Below are 18,150 nucleotides of genomic sequence, written 5' to 3' on the forward strand. Positions count from 1 at the left end.
GCTCATGCGAACATCTCCTTGAGTTTGTCCATGGCAGCCTTGGTCACCAACACCTTGCGGTAGTGCACCAACGATAGGGGATCTGCATAGCGAGGCTCAACCACCAGGATGTTCACCAAGTTGCGAGATGCCAAGTACAGGTTTTCATCCACTTCGTCAGCAATCACCAGCACGGACTCAAGGTTCATCGCCTTGAATTTGGCTGCCAATGGCTTGGTCTTGGGAGAATCCACCTTCAGGGAGTCAACCACTGCCAGACGGCCTTCGCGGGCCAGCTGAGACAAGATGGAAGCCATACCTGCGCGGTACATTTTCTTGTTAATCTTTTGACCGAAGTTTTCATCGGGCATGTTAGGAAAAATGCGGCCGCCTCCGCGCCACAGTGGCGAGGAAGTCATACCGGCACGGGCGCGGCCCGTTCCCTTTTGCTTAAAAGGCTTCTTGGTCGAGTGATGGACTTGCTCGCGGTCTTTTTGGGCACGGGTGCCTTGACGCGCGTTGGCCTGGAAGGCCACCACCACTTGGTGAACCAAGTCTTCGTTGTATGCGCGACCAAACACGGTTTCTGGCGCGTCGTATTTCGACGTAGCCTGACCTTGGTCATTCAGGAGTTCGAGCTGCATCAGTTCGCTCCTTTCGCTGTTTTAGCCTTGACTGCGGGACGGACGGTCACAAAACCACCTGCTGCACCGGGGATCGCACCCTTGATCAACAGCAACTGACGCGCTTCGTCGATGCGGATCACATCGAGGTTTTGCGTGGTTTTGGTGACATCACCCAAGTGACCAGTCATGCGCTTACCGGGGAACACGCGACCTGGGTCTTGTGCCATACCGATAGAACCGGGAACGTTGTGCGAACGGCTGTTACCGTGCGATGCACGTTGCGAGCTCATGTTGTGGCGCTTGATGGTACCGGCGAAGCCTTTACCAATGGAGGTGCCTTGCACGTCCACTTTTTGACCAACAACGAACACATCAGCAACGGGCACAGTAGCACCAGCGGTGTACTTTGCGGCTGCATCAGCGGTTACGCGAAATTCCTGGATGATTTCACCGGCTTCAACACCTGCTTTGGCAAGGTGGCCAGCGATAGGCTTGGTCACACGCGAAGCTTTGCGTGCACCGAACGTTACCTGCAAGGCAACGTAGCCATCGTTCTCCTGGGTTTTGACCTGCGTCACGCGGTTGTTCGACACGTCTACCACCGTAACAGGAACTGCATCCCCGTCATCGGTGAATAGGCGCATCATGCCAACCTTGCGACCCAGCAACCCTAAGTGATTGCTAAGACTCATTGTTTTCTCCGTAACTCCCACCGCTGCAACTTCAATTGGCTACAGCGTTTTTGCGTGAGAGACTGTTAATAAAACTCTACCCACGCGCAAAAGCACATGGAGCAGAGCCAGCGAGTATAGCGCGGGCTTGTGATTTGCACAAGCCCCCTGCTTTTCCCGCTAGTCAGAAGCCCTGGACTTGCGTCCATGGCCACTATTTCTTACTGCAGCTTGATTTCAACGTCCACGCCAGCTGGCAGATCGAGCTTCATCAGCGCGTCTACAGTTTTGTCTGTGGGGTCAACGATGTCCATCAGACGCTGGTGCGTACGAATTTCAAACTGGTCGCGACTGGCCTTGTTCACGTGAGGTGAACGCAGGATGTCAAAACGCTTCATGCGGGTTGGCAAAGGCACGGGGCCCTTGACAATCGCGCCGGTGCGCTTGGCGGTGTCGACGATTTCAGCAGCCGATTGATCAATCAGCTTGTAGTCAAACGCCTTCAGGCGAATGCGGATTTTTTGTTTGGCAGCCATCGTAATTCCTTAATGAACGCGAATTACGCGATGATTTTCGCAACCACACCGGCGCCGACGGTACGACCACCTTCGCGGATGGCGAAGCGCAGGCCTTCTTCCATGGCGATGGGGTTGATCAGCTTCACAGTGATCGACACGTTGTCACCAGGCATCACCATTTCTTTGCCTTCTGGCAGTTCGATGGCACCAGTCACGTCCGTTGTACGGAAGTAGAACTGGGGACGGTAGTTGTTGAAGAAGGGCGTGTGACGGCCACCTTCGTCTTTGGACAACACGTAGATTTCGCCAGTGAAGTGGGTGTGTGGCTTGATCGAAGCGGGCTTGCACAGCACTTGGCCGCGCTGCACGTCTTCGCGCTTGGTGCCGCGCAGCAAGATACCGACGTTGTCACCAGCCTGGCCTTGGTCCAGCAGCTTGCGGAACATTTCCACGCCCGTGCAGGTGGTCTTCTGGGTGTCAGTGATACCAACGATTTCGATTTCTTCGCCGACTTTGACGATACCGCGCTCCACACGGCCGGTCACCACAGTGCCGCGGCCGGAGATGGAGAACACGTCTTCCACGGGCATCAGGAAGGCGCCGTCCACTGCGCGCTCGGGCAGGGGGATGTAGGTGTCCAGTGCGTCAGCCAGCTTCATGATGGCGCCTTCGCCCAACTCACCCTTGTCGCCTTCAATGGCGAGCTTGGCAGAGCCGTGGATGATGGGGGTCTTGTCACCAGGGAAGTCGTACTTGTCGAGGAGTTCGCGAACTTCCATTTCGACCAGTTCCAGCAGCTCAGCGTCGTCCACCATGTCGCACTTGTTCAGGAACACGATGATGTAAGGCACGCCAACCTGGCGAGCCAACAGGATGTGCTCGCGGGTTTGAGGCATGGGGCCGTCCGCAGCGGAACACACCAGGATGGCGCCGTCCATTTGGGCAGCGCCAGTGATCATGTTCTTCACATAGTCGGCGTGTCCTGGGCAGTCCACGTGGGCGTAGTGGCGGTTGGCCGTTTCGTATTCCACGTGGGCGGTGTTGATGGTAATGCCGCGTGCTTTTTCTTCAGGTGCTGCGTCGATCTGGTCGTACGCCTTGGCAGAGCCGCCGAACTTGGCTGCCAGCACGGTGGTGATAGCAGCAGTCAAGGTGGTCTTGCCGTGGTCCACGTGGCCAATCGTGCCTACGTTGACGTGTGGCTTGGTTCGTGTGAATTTTTCTTTACCCATTTTTCAATTCTCCAAAAGAGCTATACCCGTGTGTTGGTTTTATGTCTGCACAATGTTGCTGGTTCGCTCCGCACGGGCACAGAGCGGCACACTGTCGCAGACAAATACAAATTACTTTGCGCGTGCTGCCATGATGGCTTCAGACACGTTACGCGGGGCTTCCGCGTAGTGTTTGAATTCCATCGTGTACGTGGCACGACCTTGCGACATCGAGCGCAGGGTCGTGGAGTAACCGAACATTTCGGACAGGGGCACTTCGGCCTTGATGGCCTTGCCGCCACCAACCATGTCATCCATACCCTGGACCATGCCACGGCGAGAGGACAGATCACCCATCACGTTACCGGCGTAGTCTTCAGGCGTTTCCACTTCCACAGCCATCATGGGCTCCAGAATCACGGGGCTGGCCTTACGGCAACCTTCCTTGAAACCGAAGATAGCAGCCATCTTGAACGCGTTTTCGTTCGAGTCCACATCGTGGTACGAGCCGAAAGTCAGAGTCACCTTGACGTCCACAACGGGGTAACCCGCCAGCACGCCCTGGTTCAACGCTTCGACCACACCCTTTTCAACCGCTGGGATGTATTCGCGAGGAACCACACCACCCTTGATCGCGTCGACGAACTCAAAGCCCTTACCAGACTCGTTGGGCTCAACCGTCAGCACTACGTGACCGTATTGGCCCTTACCGCCGGACTGACGCACGAACTTGCCTTCGACTTCAGTCACTTGCTTGCGAATGGTTTCGCGGTAGGCCACTTGGGGCTTGCCCACGTTGGCTTCCACGCCGAATTCGCGCTTCATGCGGTCGACAATAATTTCCAGGTGCAACTCACCCTGACCACCGATAATGGTCTGGCCCGACTCTTCGTCGGTTTGCACGCGGAAAGAAGGATCTTCTGCAGCCAAGCGGCTCAGAGCAATACCCATTTTTTCCTGGTCAGCCTTGGTCTTGGGCTCCACGGCTTGGCGGATCACGGAGTCCGGGAACACCATGCGCTCCAGCGTAATCACCGCATTGGGATCACACAGGGTTTCACCAGTCGTCACGTCCTTCAGACCCACGCAAGCGGCGATGTCGCCGGCACGGATTTCATCGACTTCTTCACGGTTATTGGCGTGCATTTGCACGATACGACCGATACGCTCTTTTTTGCCGCGCACCGCGTTGTAGACGGTGTCGCCCTTCTTCAGAACGCCGGAATACACACGCACGAAGGTCAGTTGGCCCACGAACGGGTCGGTCATCAACTTGAACGCCAAAGCGGCAAATTTTTCGTTGTCGTCGGCCTTGCGAGTGGTTTCCTTTTCGTCTTCGTCAAAGCCCTTGATGGCTTTCACGTCCAAAGGAGAAGGCATGAGTTCGATCACGGCGTCCAGCATGCGCTGCACGCCCTTGTTCTTGAACGCAGTACCGCACAACATGGGTTGAATCTCACCAGCGATGGTGCGCGCGCGCAAACCGGCGGTGATCTCTTCTTCCGTCAAGTCACCTTCTTCCAGGTACTTGTTCATCAGTTCTTCAGTGGCTTCAGCCGCAGCTTCGACCATCTTTTCGCGCCACTCTTTGGCGGTTGCCACCAGTTCAGCGGGAATCTCTTCGAAAGTGAACTTCATGCCCTGAGACGCTTCGTCCCAGATGATGGCTTTCATCTTGCGCAGATCGACCACGCCAGTGAAGTTTTCTTCAGCGCCGATGGGGATCACGATCGGCACAGGGCTGGCCTTCAGGCGCAGCTTCATTTGCTCCACAACTTTGAAGAAGTTGGCGCCAGTACGGTCCATCTTGTTCACAAAGGCCAGACGGGGCACCTTGTACTTGTTCGCCTGACGCCACACGGTTTCAGACTGGGGCTGCACGCCACCCACGGCGCAGTACACCATGCAAGCGCCGTCCAGCACACGCATGGAACGCTCCACTTCAATCGTGAAGTCCACGTGTCCGGGGGTGTCAATGATGTTGATGCGGTGCTCGGGGAAGGACGTGTCCATACCCTTCCAGAAGCAGGTGGTTGCAGCGGAGGTGATCGTGATGCCACGCTCTTGCTCTTGCTCCATCCAGTCCATGGTGGCCGCACCATCGTGCACTTCACCAATTTTGTGGTTCACACCGGTGTAAAACAAAATACGCTCGGTGGTAGTGGTTTTGCCGGCGTCAATGTGCGCAGAAATACCGATATTGCGGTAGCGCTCAATGGGGGTAGTGCGAGCCATGATGGATCCTTGGTTGATCAAATTCTGTAAACCGCCAGCTGCACAGCGCAGCATGGCGTGCGGCCTTCAAAGTGTGGTCGGCCAAAATGACAGCGCCATTGCGCTGCCAAGGCCATCCCGACACTTGAAAGCCGCGGAGTCCGCTTAGAAGCGGAAGTGGGAGAAGGCCTTGTTGGCTTCAGCCATGCGGTGAACTTCGTCACGCTTTTTCATGGCACCGCCACGACCTTCAGTGGCTTCCAACATTTCGTTGGCCAGACGCTGGGCCATGGACTTCTCACCGCGCTTGCGTGCGGCTTCCTTGATCCAGCGCATGGACAAAGCCAGACGACGGACAGGACGCACTTCCACAGGCACCTGGTAGTTGGCACCACCCACGCGGCGGGACTTCACTTCCACCATGGGTTTGACGTTGTTGATGGCCACAGTGAATGCCTCCACCGGGTCTTTGTCAGGGTGCTTCTTGGCGATCAGTTCGAGTGCACCATAAATGATGCGCTCAGCGATCGCCTTCTTGCCGCCTTCCATGATCACGTTCATGAATTTGGACAGCTCTACGTTGCCGAACTTGGGATCCGGCAGAATTTCACGTTTAGGGACTTCGCGACGACGTGGCATTTTTTCACCTCTTTGCTTCAGTTGGTGCTTTTGCAAGCACCGCGAGAGTTAATCAATAAGACTCTCACTTACTCGACCCGAACAGTGGGTCACTTCGTTCATTCACTGCGCCACGCAACAAACAAACACCTTTTATCTACTAAACCCAAGGCTTAGAAAGCCTGGATTATTTGGCCTTTGGCTTCTTCGCACCGTACTTGGAGCGAGACTGCTTGCGGTCTTTCACGCCTTGCAAGTCCAACGAACCGCGGACGATGTGGTAACGCACACCGGGCAAATCCTTGACACGACCGCCGCGAACCAGCACGACACTGTGTTCTTGCAGGTTGTGGCCTTCACCGCCGATGTAGGAAATGACTTCAAAACCGTTGGTCAAGCGCACTTTGGCGACTTTACGCAGAGCGGAGTTGGGCTTTTTAGGCGTTGTGGTGTACACACGGGTGCACACACCGCGACGCTGCGGAGAGTTCTGCATAGCAGGGCTCTTCGACTTGATGGTCTCGACCTCACGGCCTTGACGCACGAGCTGGTTAATAGTTGGCATTGAAAAACGTCCCTAAACGTTTGAAACTAAATGAAAACGTGAATCCCTTCGGAATTTCCGAAAAGCCTTCTAATGTATCAGATCGAGGGTTTACGCGCAATCGTGGGCGACAAACTCAGCGAATCCAGAGGCGCACGGCATCCCAGGCGCGCCCAAAAATGCCAGCCTGCTCCACCGCCTCCAGGGCAAGCAGTGGCACTTCAGCCACAACCTGATCCCCCGCCAACACCCGCAGGGTGGCGACGGACTGACCTTTGGTCACGGGCGCAATCAAGGGTTCAGCGCGCACCACCTCGGTTTTCAGGCGCCCACCTGTACCAGCGGGAACCGCCACGACGATGGATTGCAGGCGCCCGGCCTTGACCGTGGACGATGCACCCTTCCAGACCTTGGGGCTGACCACAGCTTGGTTGGCATCAAACAGCTTGACGGCCTCAAAGGCGGTGAAACCCCAATTCAGCAGCTTTTGGGATTCGTTGGCGCGGGAGTTTTCACTATCGGCCCCCAACACGATGGACAGCAGACGACGGCTACCCGTAGCGCCGGGCGATCCGGCCGGTGCACCGGCAGTCACGAGCTGGGGGAAATCGCGTTTGGCGGTGGCCACCATGCAGTAACCGGCGGCATCGGTGTGGCCGGTTTTCAGGCCGTCCACCGTGGGGTCGCGAAACAGCAACAGGTTGCGGTTGCTGTCGTTGGCCGCGGGGGAACCTGGGTAACGGTACTTCTTGATCGCGTAGAAGCCCACATATTCAGGAAAGTCAGCCATCAAGCGGGTGGCCAGGATGCTCAGGTCACGCGCTGTGGTCGTATGGCCCGCTTCGGTCAGGCCTTCGGGGTTTTTGTAGGTGGTGGACTTCATGCCCAGCAGCTTGGCCTGGTCGTTCATCATCTGCACAAAACGCTCTGCCGTGCCGCCCACCCCCTCGGCCAACGCCATGGTGGCATCGTTGCCGGACTGCACGATCAGTCCCTTGATCAGGTCTTCCACGGGCACCTGCATCTTGGGGTCAATGAACATGCGCGATCCGGGCATCTTCCAGGCGCGTTCGCTCACGGGCAAGGTCTGTTTGAAGTCGATTTTCTTGCTGCGCAAGGCATCAAACACCAGGTAGGCCGTCATCAGCTTGGTCAGCGAGGCGGGCTCTACCGCCATATCCATGTCTTTGGAGGCCAGGATCTGGTTCGAGGTGACATCCAGCAACAGGTAGGCGCGGGCCGCTACTTCCGGTGGCTGGGGCACCTGCGCCGCCACGGCCAGGCTCAGGGAGGCCAACAGGGCCGCAAAAAAATGTTTCATGTGGGGATGGGGCGAGAAAAGGGAGAGAAAGAAGAGCAAAAAACTCAAACGGTGCGCAAATGGCGTGCGACCAGACTGCGCAGAAGTGGCAATTGTCCATGAAAGAAGTGACCGCCACCGGGCACCACCGTCACCGGCAGGGTTTGTGGACGAGCCCAAGCCATGGCGTCGGCCAGGGGCACGGTATCGTCCTGCTCACCATGCAACACCAAGGTGCGGTCGTGCAGTTCGGCCGCAATAGGCGCCACCGTGAAGCGGCTGGCGGCCGTCCCCACCAGCACCACCGCCTCTGGCTGGCGCGGCGCCACAGCGGCTACGGCATGGCTCGTGACAAAGGCGCCAAACGAGAAGCCGGCCAAGGCCAGCTCCCCCTCTGCAGCGCTGTGCGCCACCACGGCCAAGAGGTCCTGTAACTCGCCCTTCCCCTTGTCGTAGGCACCTTCACTGGCCCCCACGCCGCGAAAATTGAAGCGAACGGCGCGCCAACCCGACTGGACAAAAGCCCGGGCAATGGTCTGCACCACCTTGTTGTCCATGGTGCCGCCGAACAAGGGATGGGGATGGGCGATCACGGCGGTGCCACGCGGTGCCACGCCATCGGCTGGCAAGTCCATCAGCGCCTCAATGGTGCCCGCATGGCCAGCCACGGTGATTTTTTGGGTAGAGGTGTTCATTCGATCACTATCAATTACATAGCTGCTCGCGCAGTATTGACGGGGGCTAGAGGCCTAAAAGGCTTTGAATCAACGGCCTAGATGCGCAGGCGTGAGCAAGCGTTCCACCACTTTGCCATTTTTCAGGTGCGACTCGACGATCTCGTCAATGTCCTGGGTGTCCACAAAGCTGTACCAAACGGCTTCGGGATACACCACGGCCACCGGGCCCGCCGCACAGCGGTCCAGGCAGCCCGCCTTGTTCACACGCACCTTGCCAGGCCCGGCCAGACCGGCCGCCTTGACCTGCTGCTTGCAGCGGTCAAACGCCTCCTGTGCCTGGTGCTGGGCGCAGCAGTCTTCACCGTTGGTGCGCTGGTTCAGACAAAAAAAGATGTGACGTTCGTAGTACGAGGTGGGGGGAGAAGTGGTGTCGCTCATGGCCCGATTTTAGTTTTCCGCGCCACGCCGCCCCACCAGCGACAGCAAATACAGCATGGCACCGTAGGGCCACAACCAGCCCAGCCACTGGGCGAGCCCATGAAAGCGGATGAAGCGGCCCTGCTCCCAGTCCTGCAGGGTCTGGGCAAAGTAGGGGCTTTCGGGCGCTTGGTTCAGCAGGCTCAGGTACACGCCCAGCGCCACCAGCGCCAGTGCCGCACTCCCCCGCCACGGCATGAAGGCAAAACCCAACGCCAGCAGCAACCCCACTATCAGCCCCATTTGTGCGGGTAGGTCCAGCCAGGCCCAGGCGTGGGCGGGGCCCCAGCTCAGCGCGGCGGACAACGCACTGGCCGCCACCGCCACCACGAGCGCCAGGAACACCAACACCCAGCGCCGCGCCAGCACCCGAACAATGCAAAAACCCAGCAAACACGGAATCAGCAGGCCCAACGCCACGCACAGCATCTCGGCACTGGGCACCAAGGCGCTGCGCCCAACATCCGGTACAGGCAACCACACTAGATACGGCGAATCGGCCAACCCCTCGACCAGGGCCTGCTGCAGGCGATCCATCACCTGCCCCAGCCCCAACGGGACCGAAGCCGGGAACAGCAGCGCTGCGGGCCACAGCGCCAGCAACACCAGCCCCCCGCGCGACTGCGGCACGAACCAGCGCGCCCGAATACGGCTCCAGCGGTCAATCGCCCCCAGTTTTTCCAGCAAGAGGGCCGCGGTCGACCCGATGGCACCGCCCAGTGTGTTGAGCACAAAGTCCTCCCTGGAAGGCACGCGCACGGGCAAGTAACTTTGCAGGCTCTCCATCAACAGCGAGATCAGGGCCACGCCCACGATGGGCGCCAGCACCGGATGGCGACTGCGCCCGGTGCGCAATGCCCCCAGGGTGAACAGCCCCCCTAGCGGCACATAGCCCACCACGTTCATGCCGACGTCAAAGCCGGTCCAGTAGCGCGCCACGGGCGCCAGCAGAAACTCCCAGGGTGCAATGCCCTGGTCGCGCCAATCGACAAAGGGGTAGAGGCTGGCATACACCACCAGCGCCGCGTACAAGAGGGCCAGGGGCCAGGCGGCGGATTTGTGCATGCTGCCGGTCAGAAGGGTTTGACCACCACCAACACCACGATCACCACCAGCATGAGCACCGGAATTTCATTGAACCAGCGAAACCACACATGGCTGCGCTGCAGCGTGCCCGCTTCCAGCTTGCGCAGCAGCACGCCACAGCCGTGGTGGTAGCCCAGCACCAGCAGCACCATGGCCAGCTTGGCATGCATCCAGCCATTGCCCGGGCCACGCCCGATGCCATAGCCCAGCCAGAGCCAGGCGCCCAGCCCGATGGCAGGCACGGCCAGCAGGGTGGTGAAGCGCATCAGCTTGCGCGCCATCAGCAGCAGGCGTGCGCGCTCGGCATCGGAACCCGGTGGCACCAAGGCGAGGTTGACAAAGATACGGGGAAGGTAGAACAGGCCAGCAAACCAGCTGGCGACAAAGACGATGTGGAAGGATTTGACCCAGAGCATGCGGTCAGTTTAGGGCAAAAAAAACCCCAGCACAGGGCTGGGGTAGTAAGCCTATTTGCTGTCACACATCAAGGCCCCGCTCAGGGAGGAAAAGCGGGGGATAGCAAGCTACCCAAGACAGAATTTACCAATGTTGCGGCCATGTGACAAGCACTTTTTTGTAAATTCCACTTTACCCCGCAGGATATTGGCCCAAACTGACCACATAGTCAGCACAAGAGTGCCCCGCAGGATTCAGGCACAATTTTCCCCATGACCTCTTACGCCCCCTTCCCCGCCGGCCGGCCCCGCCGCCTGCGCCGTGACAGCTTCACCCGCAACCTGGTGCGTGAAAACGCCCTCACCGCCCACGACCTGATTTACCCCGTGTTCGTGGTGGACGGCCAGAAGCAGCGCGTGCCGATTGCCTCCATGCCCGGCGTGGAGCGCCTGAGCCTGGACCTGCTGCTGCCCGTGGCCGAAGAATGCGTGAAGCTGGGCATTCCGGTCATGGCGCTGTTTCCTGTGGTCGACCAATCCCTCAAGACCTACGACGGTGCCGAAGCCCTGAACCCCGACGGTCTGGTGCCGCGCGTCGTGCGCGCGCTGAAAAAGGAATTCCCCAATCTGGGTGTCATGACCGACGTAGCGCTGGACCCCTTCACCACCCACGGCCAGGATGGCCTGCCCGACACCCGCCCTGAGGAAAACGGCTACATCCTCAACGAAGAAACCGTGGCCCAGCTGGTGCAGCAGGCGCTGACCCAGGCGCGTGCCGGTGTGGACATCGTGGCACCCAGCGACATGATGGACGGCCGCATTGGCGCCATCCGTGCCGCACTGGAAGCCGAAAAGCTGGTGCACACCCGCATCATGGCCTATAGCGTCAAGTACGCCAGTGCCTTCTACGGCCCGTTCCGCGACGCCGTGGGTTCGGCCGGCAACCTGGGCAAAGGCAATAAAAAGGTCTACCAGATGGACCCCGGCAACAGCGATGAAGCCCTGCGCGAAGTGGCCATGGACATTGCCGAGGGTGCGGACATGGTGATGGTCAAGCCCGGCATGCCCTACCTCGACGTGGTTCGCCGCGTGAAGGACGAGTTCAAAGTGCCCACCTTTGCCTACCAAGTGAGTGGCGAATACGCCATGCTCAAGGCCGCCGCACAAAACGGTTGGCTGGACCATGACGCCGTGATGCTGGAGAGCCTGCTGGCCTTCAAACGCGCGGGCGCAGACGGCGTGCTGACCTACTTTGCCATCGAGGCGGCCAAAGCCCTGAAAGCCTGATCGCCATGCGCATCTTCCATATCCAGCCCGGCGGCGTGACCGAGAGCCAGGAGCTGGCCGCCCTGAACACCAGCGGCCTGCCCGAGCAGGGCTTTGTGTGGATTGCCTGCGCGCGGCGCGAGTTTGAGGTCACCCAGACCGAGATCCAGGCCACGCTGCAGGCCCTGTGCGGTACCCAACTGGTGGACTTGCATGTCTCGGACCTGATCAACAACCAGTTACCTTCGCACTACGACTACACCTCACAGTACGACGTGCTGGTGTTTCGTCGCCTGGCGGCGGGCAACCGCCCTATTGACCCGGAACACCCCGGCGAGCCCCTGCACCAAGCGCCAGCGCATGGCGGGCCACCCATCCTGCGACGCATAGACACCAGTCCGGTGGGTTTTGCGGTATTCGACCGTGTGCTGCTGACTGTGCACCCCGCCGACTGCAGCGTGCGCGATGCCTATGCCGCCAAATTGCTGCAAGCCGCCACCAGCGAATCGCGCGCGGCCGGCGCACGCATTGCCACCAGCCCTGCCGACCTGATGCTGCGCATCATCAACCAGATGGTGGATGGCTACCTGGCCCTGCGCCGCGAACTCACCCAGCAACTGGACCATTGGCAGTCGGAGTTGCTGAGCCCACGCACGCGATTCAAGAACTGGTCGTCCCTGCTGGACGCGCGCATGGCCCTGCACCAACTGGACGAAACCTGCGAGGAGCAACGCTCCAGCATCCAGGATTGGATTGAAGCCGTGAAGACCTGGCCCGAACCGCCCACACCCGCCGAAGCGCGGGAACGCGAGCTTTTGCAGGTGCGCAGCCGTGACGTGCTGGAGCACATCGAACGCGTGGTGCACCACGTGCGTCGGCTGGAACAAAGCGCTGAGACCGCTGTGCAAATGCACTTCAGCGTGCAGGGTAGCCGCACCAACGACATCATGCGCACGCTGACCGTGCTGACCGCCATCTTTCTGCCCCTGAACCTGATTGCCGGCATCTTTGGCATGAACTTTGAATTCATTCCGCTAATCCACGTGCACAACGGCTTCTGGTGGGCCATGGGCACCATGCTGCTCACCGCCACGGTGCTGGCCGTGTTCTTCTGGCGCAAACGCTACCTGGCGCGGGCCGAACGCTAGCGCCGGGCCGCTACACTGGCGTAGTCGTTACAAGTACCGAAAGATGGCTTCGCAACTCCGCTTCCTGCTTGCCTTGCTGCTGACGGTCATTGGTTTGGTTGGGCATGCGCAAAGCATCGCCCCCTACCGAATCGTCAGCGGACACCTGCCTCCGTTCACCGTGGAGTCCGGGGACGCGACCCCAGGCGCTTTGGGCGCCTTGGTCCGTGAGATGGCATCACGCCTGGGCGAAGCACCTGCGATCCAGTTTTACCCCTGGCCACGTGCATTGACGCTGGCGCAATCGCAACCCCGTACGCTGATCCTGCCGCTGACCCGTACACCCGAGCGCGAGAGCAACTACCGCTGGCTGGTCAAGCTATACCGGCAAAAGTTTGTTTTCATTGCCATGCACGCCGCCGACGTCAAGCTGGACTCGATGGATGCACTGAGCGATCTGCGCATTGGTGTGCTGCGCGGCTCTCCCGAGGGACAACTGACCGGCCTCAATTTCAAACGTGTTGTACCCGCCAACTCAGTCGTGGACTTGGCACGCATGATGGAGCGCGGCATGGTCGATGCTGTGTATGGAAGCGAAGCCATCAACCTCGCGGGGCTCACTGACTACGGCATCGCCCGCGCCAACCTGCAAGTCAGCAAGCCGCTGGACGATGCGGAAATCTGGCTGGGAGGTTCGCTGGACATTCCAGAGTCCGAAGCTGCTCTGTGGCAAAACGCCATGCAACAGTTGGTGCGCGACGGCGTGGTGCGCCGCACCCTGGCCCGCTACGGCCTGCCACCGCCCTAGCCGCCCGAAAACGGCGTCGGTGCCGCCCCACTAATCCTGCAGGTGCTCCGCAAAAAACGCCAGGGTGCGCTCACGCGCCAGTGCGGCCGAGGGCGCGTCAAACGCGGCACGGTGGTCGCAATTGAAGCCGTGCTGGGCGTTATAGATCTCCACACGTACCTCGGCATGCGCTGCCTGAAAGGCCTGCACCCCTTCCAACGGAATCGCATGGTCCTGGTCGCCAAAATGAGCCAGCACCAGGCAGCGTGGCTGGCGCGCCACCTCCGCTGGCGCAGTCATGCCACCACCGTAGTAGGGCACAGCGGCACGAATGCCCGAGACCGAACACGCGGCACGCCAAGTCAACAAGCCGCCCCAGCAGTAGCCCACCACGCCTACCGGGCCAGCCTCGGCCGCCGCATGCACGGCCGCCTGCACGTCCTGCAGCACACCCGGCGGGGGCAAGCCCTCCACCGCGGCCTTGAGCTTCACGCCTGTGGCCACGTCATCCGCCGTGTAGCCTAGCTCCACCCCGGTTTGCACGCGATGAAAGGTGGCCGGGGCGATGACCAGGTAACCCTGGGCAGCATAGCCGTCTGCCACAGCGCGGATATGGGCGTTGATGCCAAAGATCTCCTGCAGCACCACAAGGCCAGCGCGGGGCGTACCCTCAGGGCGGGCCACATAGGCGGGACACACGAAACCGTCGGTCGATGTCAATTGCATGGTGTCAGTCTTCATTGCGCGACAAAGCCGCTGTCTTTGATCAGCTTGGTCCACACCTTGGTGTAAGCCTGCTCGCGCTTGGCCAACGTGGCCTGGTCCATGAAGCCCACCGTCAGCCCCATATTCGTCAGGCGATCTTTCACGTCGGGCTGGGCCACCACTTTGGCCAAGGCTTCGGAGAACTTGTCGATGGCGGCCTTGGGTGTGCCGGCGGGGGCAAAGATGCCGTAGTACGGCATATCGTCAAAGCCCGCTAAACCGAGCTCGGCCAGCGTGGGCACGTCGGGCAACGTCGCCTGGCGCTGCGCGCCCAGCACGGCCACCACACGGATCTTGCCGGCCTTGTGGTTTTCAATGAAATCGGGCACCGAGCCGGTACCCGCGGCAATCTGGTTGCCCAGCATGTCAGCCATCATGGGCGCACTGCCGCGGTAGGGCACCGCTTGCAGGTCCAGCCCGTATTTTTTTCCGATCACGCCCACCAGAAATTCGGGAGTGGAGGCTGGTGCCGGCACGCCCACGGTGCCCTTGCCGCCACCCTGGGATTTGACCCAAGCCACGTACTCGGTGACCGACTTGGCCGGCGTGCCACCGGACACGGCCAGCGCGTTCACAAAGGTGGCAAACCCAGCCACGGGCACAAAGTCCTTGGCCGGGTCAAAGCCGGGGTTCTTCACCACCTGGGGCAGGATGGAGATGGTGTGGTCGTGCGTCAAAAATACGGTCAACCCATCGGGTGCGGCCGCCTTCAGCGCCTGCGCGGCCAGCTGGCCGCCGGCGCCAGCCTTGTTCTCCACCACCACGGGCATGCCAAGCTGGTCCTTGAGCTTGTCGGCCAGCGTGCGTGCAATGGCGTCGGTGCCGCCACCGGGAGGAAAGCCCACCAGCAAATGCACCGGGCCGGTTTGGGCCTGCACCCAGCCACAAGCCAGCAGCGCGGTCACAACCCCCATCCGACGCAGAGAGCGCACCCACGGCTTCATCGACATGCCCATACTGAAACTCCTCATAAGTAAGAAACAAAGAAATCAATTGCGCGCATACGCCACGTGGAAGCGCTGCACCCCCGGAAACTGCCCCATCTCTGAGGCCAGATCCGAAATGGGCGCCATCTTTTTTCGGCTGCGCGCCACCGCCACAAAGTTCCAAGTGAACGAGCCCGCGTCCATCGAAATGACGATGGTGCCACCGGCAATGTCATAGCCCCGGTCATGCGCCATGGCGCGCAGTGCCGCTTCCACCGGTCGGTAGCCCGGGTCAAACGTAAGGCGGATGGCGACGGCCTGGCGCGAAGGCAGCCAGCTCTCCAGTTTGGACACCCAAACCATGCAAAGCGCGCTGAGCAGCGCCAGCGACATGGCCGCCACATACAGGCCCACGCCGACCAGAATGCCGATCACCGACGAGGCCCAGAGCGAGGCCGCCGTGGTCAGGCCGCTGATGTTGAAACCCTCTTTCATGATGACGCCGGCGCACAGGAAGCCGATGCCGGTCAGGATGCCCTGCATCACACGCGACAAGTCGCCGTTGCTGAACAGCGTGGTGCTCATGCCGCCGTACCAGAAGTGGGAATACCCACCCATGACGGCCAGCGCGGCGGATGCCATGCAGACCAGCCCGTAGGTGCGCATGCCCGCCGCGCGCCCGTGGTAGGAGCGCTCATAGCCCACCATGAGCCCCAGCACCAGCGCCCCCAGCAGGTGCAGCAACACAAAGATGTTGGCCTCCACCACCGGAGTGGACCAATAAGCCGCAAAGGTTTCGGTATTGAGCATGGGCGCAAACATACCCCAAAAACCGGCGCGCTACCATGGCGCCATGCAAGCTATCGCACTCATTACTGGCGCTTCCCGTGGCATTGGCGCAGCCACCGCCCTCTCCCTGGCGCAAGCCGGCTACGCCGTGGCCGTGAACTACCGCGACAACTCGCTGGCCGCCGACGAGGTGGTGCGCCAGATCCGGGCTGGGGGTGGCACCGCGATCACTGTGAAGGCTGATGTGGCAGTAGAGGCCGAGGTACTTGCCATGTTTGCCAAGGTGGATGCCAAGCTGGGCACGCTGACGGCCTTGGTCAACAATGCCGGCGTGGTGGATGTGGCCAGCCGCGTGGAGGCCATGTCGGTGGTGCGCCTGCAGCGCATGCTCGCCACCAACGTGTTAGGCAGCATGGTCTGCGCCCGCGAAGCGGTGCTGCGCATGAGTACGCGCCATGGCGGCAGCGGCGGCGCCATCGTCAACCTCTCCAGCGTGGCCGCCACGCTGGGATCGCCGGGCCAGTATGTGGACTACGCCGCCAGCAAGGGCGCGATCGACAGCTTCACCGTGGGCTTGGCGCGCGAGGTGGCAGCCGAGGGCATCCGCGTAAACGCAGTACGCCCCGGCATCATCGACACCGACATCCACGCCAGTGGCGGCCAGCCCGACCGCGCGCAACGCCTGGCGCCCCAGGTGCCCCTGCAGCGCCCGGGCACGGCGCAAGAGATTGCCAACGCCATCGTCTGGTTGCTCAGCGATGCGGCCAGTTACACCACGGGCGCGATTCTGGATGTCAGCGGCGGACGCTAAGCCGCAGTACCATGCCCCACCCACTGCACTAGGACACGCCATATGGACCTCAAACCTCTGATCACCCTGTTGGCCATCGTGAACCCGCTGGCCATCGTGCCGTTTTTCATCCACTACACCCAAGACTTCAGCCTGGAGCAGAGGCGCAACACGGTGTGGGTGTCCTCGTTCAGCGCGTTTGTGGTGATTGCCATCAGCGCCATGCTGGGCCTGCAGATTTTGGAGTTCTTCGGTATCTCGCTGGCCAGCTTCCAGGTGGGCGGGGGCATGCTGCTGCTAACCAGTGCATTGAACATGCTGAACGCCCAGCCTGCCGAGGCCAAGACCAGCACCCACGAGCTGGAAGACGGCGCCGAAAAGGCCGCCATGGGCGCCAGCATTGCCGTGGTGCCGCTGACCATACCGCTGCTGACCGGCCCGGCCACCATGTCCACCGTGGTGATTTACGCCGACAAGGCCAAGACCGTGCTGCAGCTCACCACCCTGGTGGGCTACGGCGTGGTGATTGCGCTGGCCACGGCCATCTGCTTCTCGCTAGCGCAGCCGATTGCGCGCATTTTGGGCAAGACCGGCATCAACGTGATGACCCGGCTGATGGGCCTGATCCTGGCCGCACTGGCGGTTGAAGTGATGTCCGACGGGCTGACCAAGCTGTTCCCCGCACTGGCGCACTGAGCGCCCAGCCCGGCACATAAGACCGCGTTCAGGGGCCAATGCCTGAGCGGTTCAGGACATCGCCCACCAGCTCCAGACGCAGCAGCGGGTTTTCCAGTTGCATCAGGCTTTGCTTGAGGTGGGGCGCCAACTGCAACAGCTCGCACCAGCGGTTCGCCACCCAACCCGCATCGTCCAGCCGGTAGGGTGGCTCCACGGGCAGCGCTTGGCCGTTGGGGTGATCCTTGAGGCGCTGAATCAGGTTGTCCAGCGCCTGCGCCACGGGTTGCAAATCCTCCGGCACCGGGGTCGGCACATCGGGCGGCAGTACCTGCACGTCGGCCACCCACAGCCCATGCTTGAGGCGGCTGCGCTGGGTGATGCGAAAGCGCTCGCCGGCAGTACAGCGCAGCAGCATCAGACCGGCCTGGGGTGACGAAAACTCAGTGATGGTGGCCAGTGTGCCCACATCTACGAAGGCCTCTTGTGCAAAGCCGTCGCCACTCGGTGCCTGCGGGTCGGGGCGGCGCACCTCGCTGCCTTGGGTCAGCGACACCACGCCAAATGGTGCACCGGTCTTGTGGCACTTGCCCATGAGGTCCAGGTAACGCACCTCAAAGATCTGCAACTGCAGCGTGCCACCGGGGTACAGCACCGTGTTCAGCGGGAACAGCGGCAGCGAGGTCAGCACCAATCGTTCGGGCATGGG

General features: G+C 60.8%; 21 protein-coding genes. 5 read left to right on the forward strand and 16 right to left on the reverse strand.

The annotated features are described in order from the left end of the window. Positions 1–2: 2 nt before the first annotated feature. The 12 genes from rplD to J2X15_RS10830 all read right to left on the reverse strand — a co-directional run bounded on the left by rplD (position 3) and on the right by J2X15_RS10830 (position 10,337). Entirely contained in the window at positions 3–623 is a 621-nt protein-coding gene (gene rplD / locus J2X15_RS10775; RefSeq protein ID WP_310342534.1) for a 50S ribosomal protein L4, read from the reverse strand. After that, a complete protein-coding gene (rplC, locus tag J2X15_RS10780) occupies positions 623–1,297 on the reverse strand; it encodes a 50S ribosomal protein L3 (RefSeq protein WP_310342537.1) in 675 nt (224 codons plus the stop codon). Before rplC ends, rplD begins: the two co-directional genes overlap by 1 nt. Before the next feature lie 200 nt (positions 1,298–1,497). Further along, the gene (gene rpsJ / locus J2X15_RS10785) at positions 1,498–1,812 is read right to left on the reverse strand and encodes a 30S ribosomal protein S10 (RefSeq protein WP_068674876.1); all 315 of its coding nucleotides are present in this window, start codon (positions 1,810–1,812) and stop codon (positions 1,498–1,500) included. A gap of 23 nt (positions 1,813–1,835) precedes the next feature. Further along, on the reverse strand, positions 1,836–3,026 hold the full coding sequence (gene tuf / locus J2X15_RS10790; protein ID WP_310342543.1) for an elongation factor Tu: 1,191 nt from the start codon (positions 3,024–3,026) through the stop codon (positions 1,836–1,838). A 111-nt stretch (positions 3,027–3,137) separates the two neighbouring features. After that, positions 3,138–5,240, reverse strand: coding sequence for an elongation factor G (fusA, locus tag J2X15_RS10795; RefSeq protein WP_310342546.1), 2,103 nt, complete (start codon positions 5,238–5,240; stop codon positions 3,138–3,140). A gap of 144 nt (positions 5,241–5,384) precedes the next feature. Then, on the reverse strand, positions 5,385–5,858 hold the full coding sequence (gene rpsG, locus J2X15_RS10800) for a 30S ribosomal protein S7 (RefSeq protein WP_310342548.1): 474 nt from the start codon (positions 5,856–5,858) through the stop codon (positions 5,385–5,387). A 166-nt stretch (positions 5,859–6,024) separates the two neighbouring features. Then, positions 6,025–6,402 carry a 30S ribosomal protein S12 gene (gene rpsL, locus J2X15_RS10805; protein ID WP_011466063.1) on the reverse strand — a complete coding sequence of 126 codons (378 nt, stop codon included), beginning with the start codon at positions 6,400–6,402 and terminating at the stop codon, positions 6,025–6,027. Between the two features lie 115 nt (positions 6,403–6,517). Further along, the gene (locus tag J2X15_RS10810; RefSeq protein ID WP_310342575.1) at positions 6,518–7,702 is read right to left on the reverse strand and encodes a D-alanyl-D-alanine carboxypeptidase family protein; all 1,185 of its coding nucleotides are present in this window, start codon (positions 7,700–7,702) and stop codon (positions 6,518–6,520) included. A gap of 44 nt (positions 7,703–7,746) precedes the next feature. Continuing rightward, positions 7,747–8,376 carry an alpha/beta hydrolase gene (locus tag J2X15_RS10815; protein ID WP_310342578.1) on the reverse strand — a complete coding sequence of 210 codons (630 nt, stop codon included), beginning with the start codon at positions 8,374–8,376 and terminating at the stop codon, positions 7,747–7,749. A 69-nt stretch (positions 8,377–8,445) separates the two neighbouring features. After that, on the reverse strand, positions 8,446–8,796 hold the full coding sequence (locus J2X15_RS10820) for a (2Fe-2S) ferredoxin domain-containing protein (RefSeq protein ID WP_310342580.1): 351 nt from the start codon (positions 8,794–8,796) through the stop codon (positions 8,446–8,448). A gap of 9 nt (positions 8,797–8,805) precedes the next feature. Further along, complete coding sequence (locus tag J2X15_RS10825) at positions 8,806–9,900, reverse strand: VanZ family protein (RefSeq protein WP_310342582.1); 1,095 nt, start codon at positions 9,898–9,900, stop codon at positions 8,806–8,808. Positions 9,901–9,908: 8 nt separating this feature from the next. Next, positions 9,909–10,337, reverse strand: a complete 429-nt coding sequence (locus J2X15_RS10830; protein WP_310342585.1) for a CopD family protein — start codon at positions 10,335–10,337, stop codon at positions 9,909–9,911. Between the two features lie 252 nt (positions 10,338–10,589). Here J2X15_RS10830 and hemB point away from each other — a divergent pair, with 252 nt between their 5' ends. The 3 genes from hemB to J2X15_RS10845 are packed head-to-tail and all read left to right on the forward strand — an operon-like array spanning position 10,590 to position 13,517. Beyond that, positions 10,590–11,603, forward strand: coding sequence for a porphobilinogen synthase (gene hemB / locus J2X15_RS10835; RefSeq protein WP_310342587.1), 1,014 nt, complete (start codon positions 10,590–10,592; stop codon positions 11,601–11,603). A 5-nt stretch (positions 11,604–11,608) separates the two neighbouring features. Next, entirely contained in the window at positions 11,609–12,730 is a 1,122-nt protein-coding gene (locus J2X15_RS10840) for a magnesium transporter CorA family protein (protein ID WP_310342590.1), read from the forward strand. Positions 12,731–12,773: 43 nt separating this feature from the next. Continuing rightward, positions 12,774–13,517: a substrate-binding periplasmic protein gene (locus J2X15_RS10845; protein WP_310342592.1), complete on the forward strand. Its 744-nt coding sequence runs from the start codon at positions 12,774–12,776 to the stop codon at positions 13,515–13,517. A 30-nt stretch (positions 13,518–13,547) separates the two neighbouring features. On the opposite strand, the gene J2X15_RS10850 is transcribed toward J2X15_RS10845, so the two are convergent. Genes J2X15_RS10850 through J2X15_RS10860 form a run of 3 tightly spaced genes read right to left on the reverse strand, consistent with a single transcriptional unit; the run spans position 13,548 to position 15,997 of the window. Then, positions 13,548–14,222: a dienelactone hydrolase family protein gene (locus tag J2X15_RS10850; RefSeq protein ID WP_310342593.1), complete on the reverse strand. Its 675-nt coding sequence runs from the start codon at positions 14,220–14,222 to the stop codon at positions 13,548–13,550. A gap of 11 nt (positions 14,223–14,233) precedes the next feature. Further along, positions 14,234–15,217 carry a Bug family tripartite tricarboxylate transporter substrate binding protein gene (locus tag J2X15_RS10855; RefSeq protein ID WP_409034275.1) on the reverse strand — a complete coding sequence of 328 codons (984 nt, stop codon included), beginning with the start codon at positions 15,215–15,217 and terminating at the stop codon, positions 14,234–14,236. Between the two features lie 33 nt (positions 15,218–15,250). Beyond that, complete coding sequence (locus tag J2X15_RS10860; protein WP_310342595.1) at positions 15,251–15,997, reverse strand: MgtC/SapB family protein; 747 nt, start codon at positions 15,995–15,997, stop codon at positions 15,251–15,253. A gap of 43 nt (positions 15,998–16,040) precedes the next feature. Here J2X15_RS10860 and J2X15_RS10865 point away from each other — a divergent pair, with 43 nt between their 5' ends. Both J2X15_RS10865 and J2X15_RS10870 read left to right on the forward strand, forming a co-directional pair. Next, the gene (locus J2X15_RS10865) at positions 16,041–16,787 is read left to right on the forward strand and encodes an SDR family oxidoreductase (protein WP_310342598.1); all 747 of its coding nucleotides are present in this window, start codon (positions 16,041–16,043) and stop codon (positions 16,785–16,787) included. Between the two features lie 42 nt (positions 16,788–16,829). Further along, positions 16,830–17,462: a MarC family protein gene (locus J2X15_RS10870; protein ID WP_310342600.1), complete on the forward strand. Its 633-nt coding sequence runs from the start codon at positions 16,830–16,832 to the stop codon at positions 17,460–17,462. Between the two features lie 28 nt (positions 17,463–17,490). On the opposite strand, the gene J2X15_RS10875 is transcribed toward J2X15_RS10870, so the two are convergent. Then, positions 17,491–18,147 (reverse strand): LON peptidase substrate-binding domain-containing protein, encoded by a 657-nt coding sequence (locus J2X15_RS10875; RefSeq protein WP_310342603.1) that lies wholly within the window; start codon positions 18,145–18,147, stop codon positions 17,491–17,493. Positions 18,148–18,150: the final 3 nt, after the last annotated feature.

Source organism: Rhodoferax saidenbachensis, assembly GCF_031457975.1.
Classification (GTDB): domain Bacteria; phylum Pseudomonadota; class Gammaproteobacteria; order Burkholderiales; family Burkholderiaceae_C; genus Allorhodoferax; species Allorhodoferax saidenbachensis_A.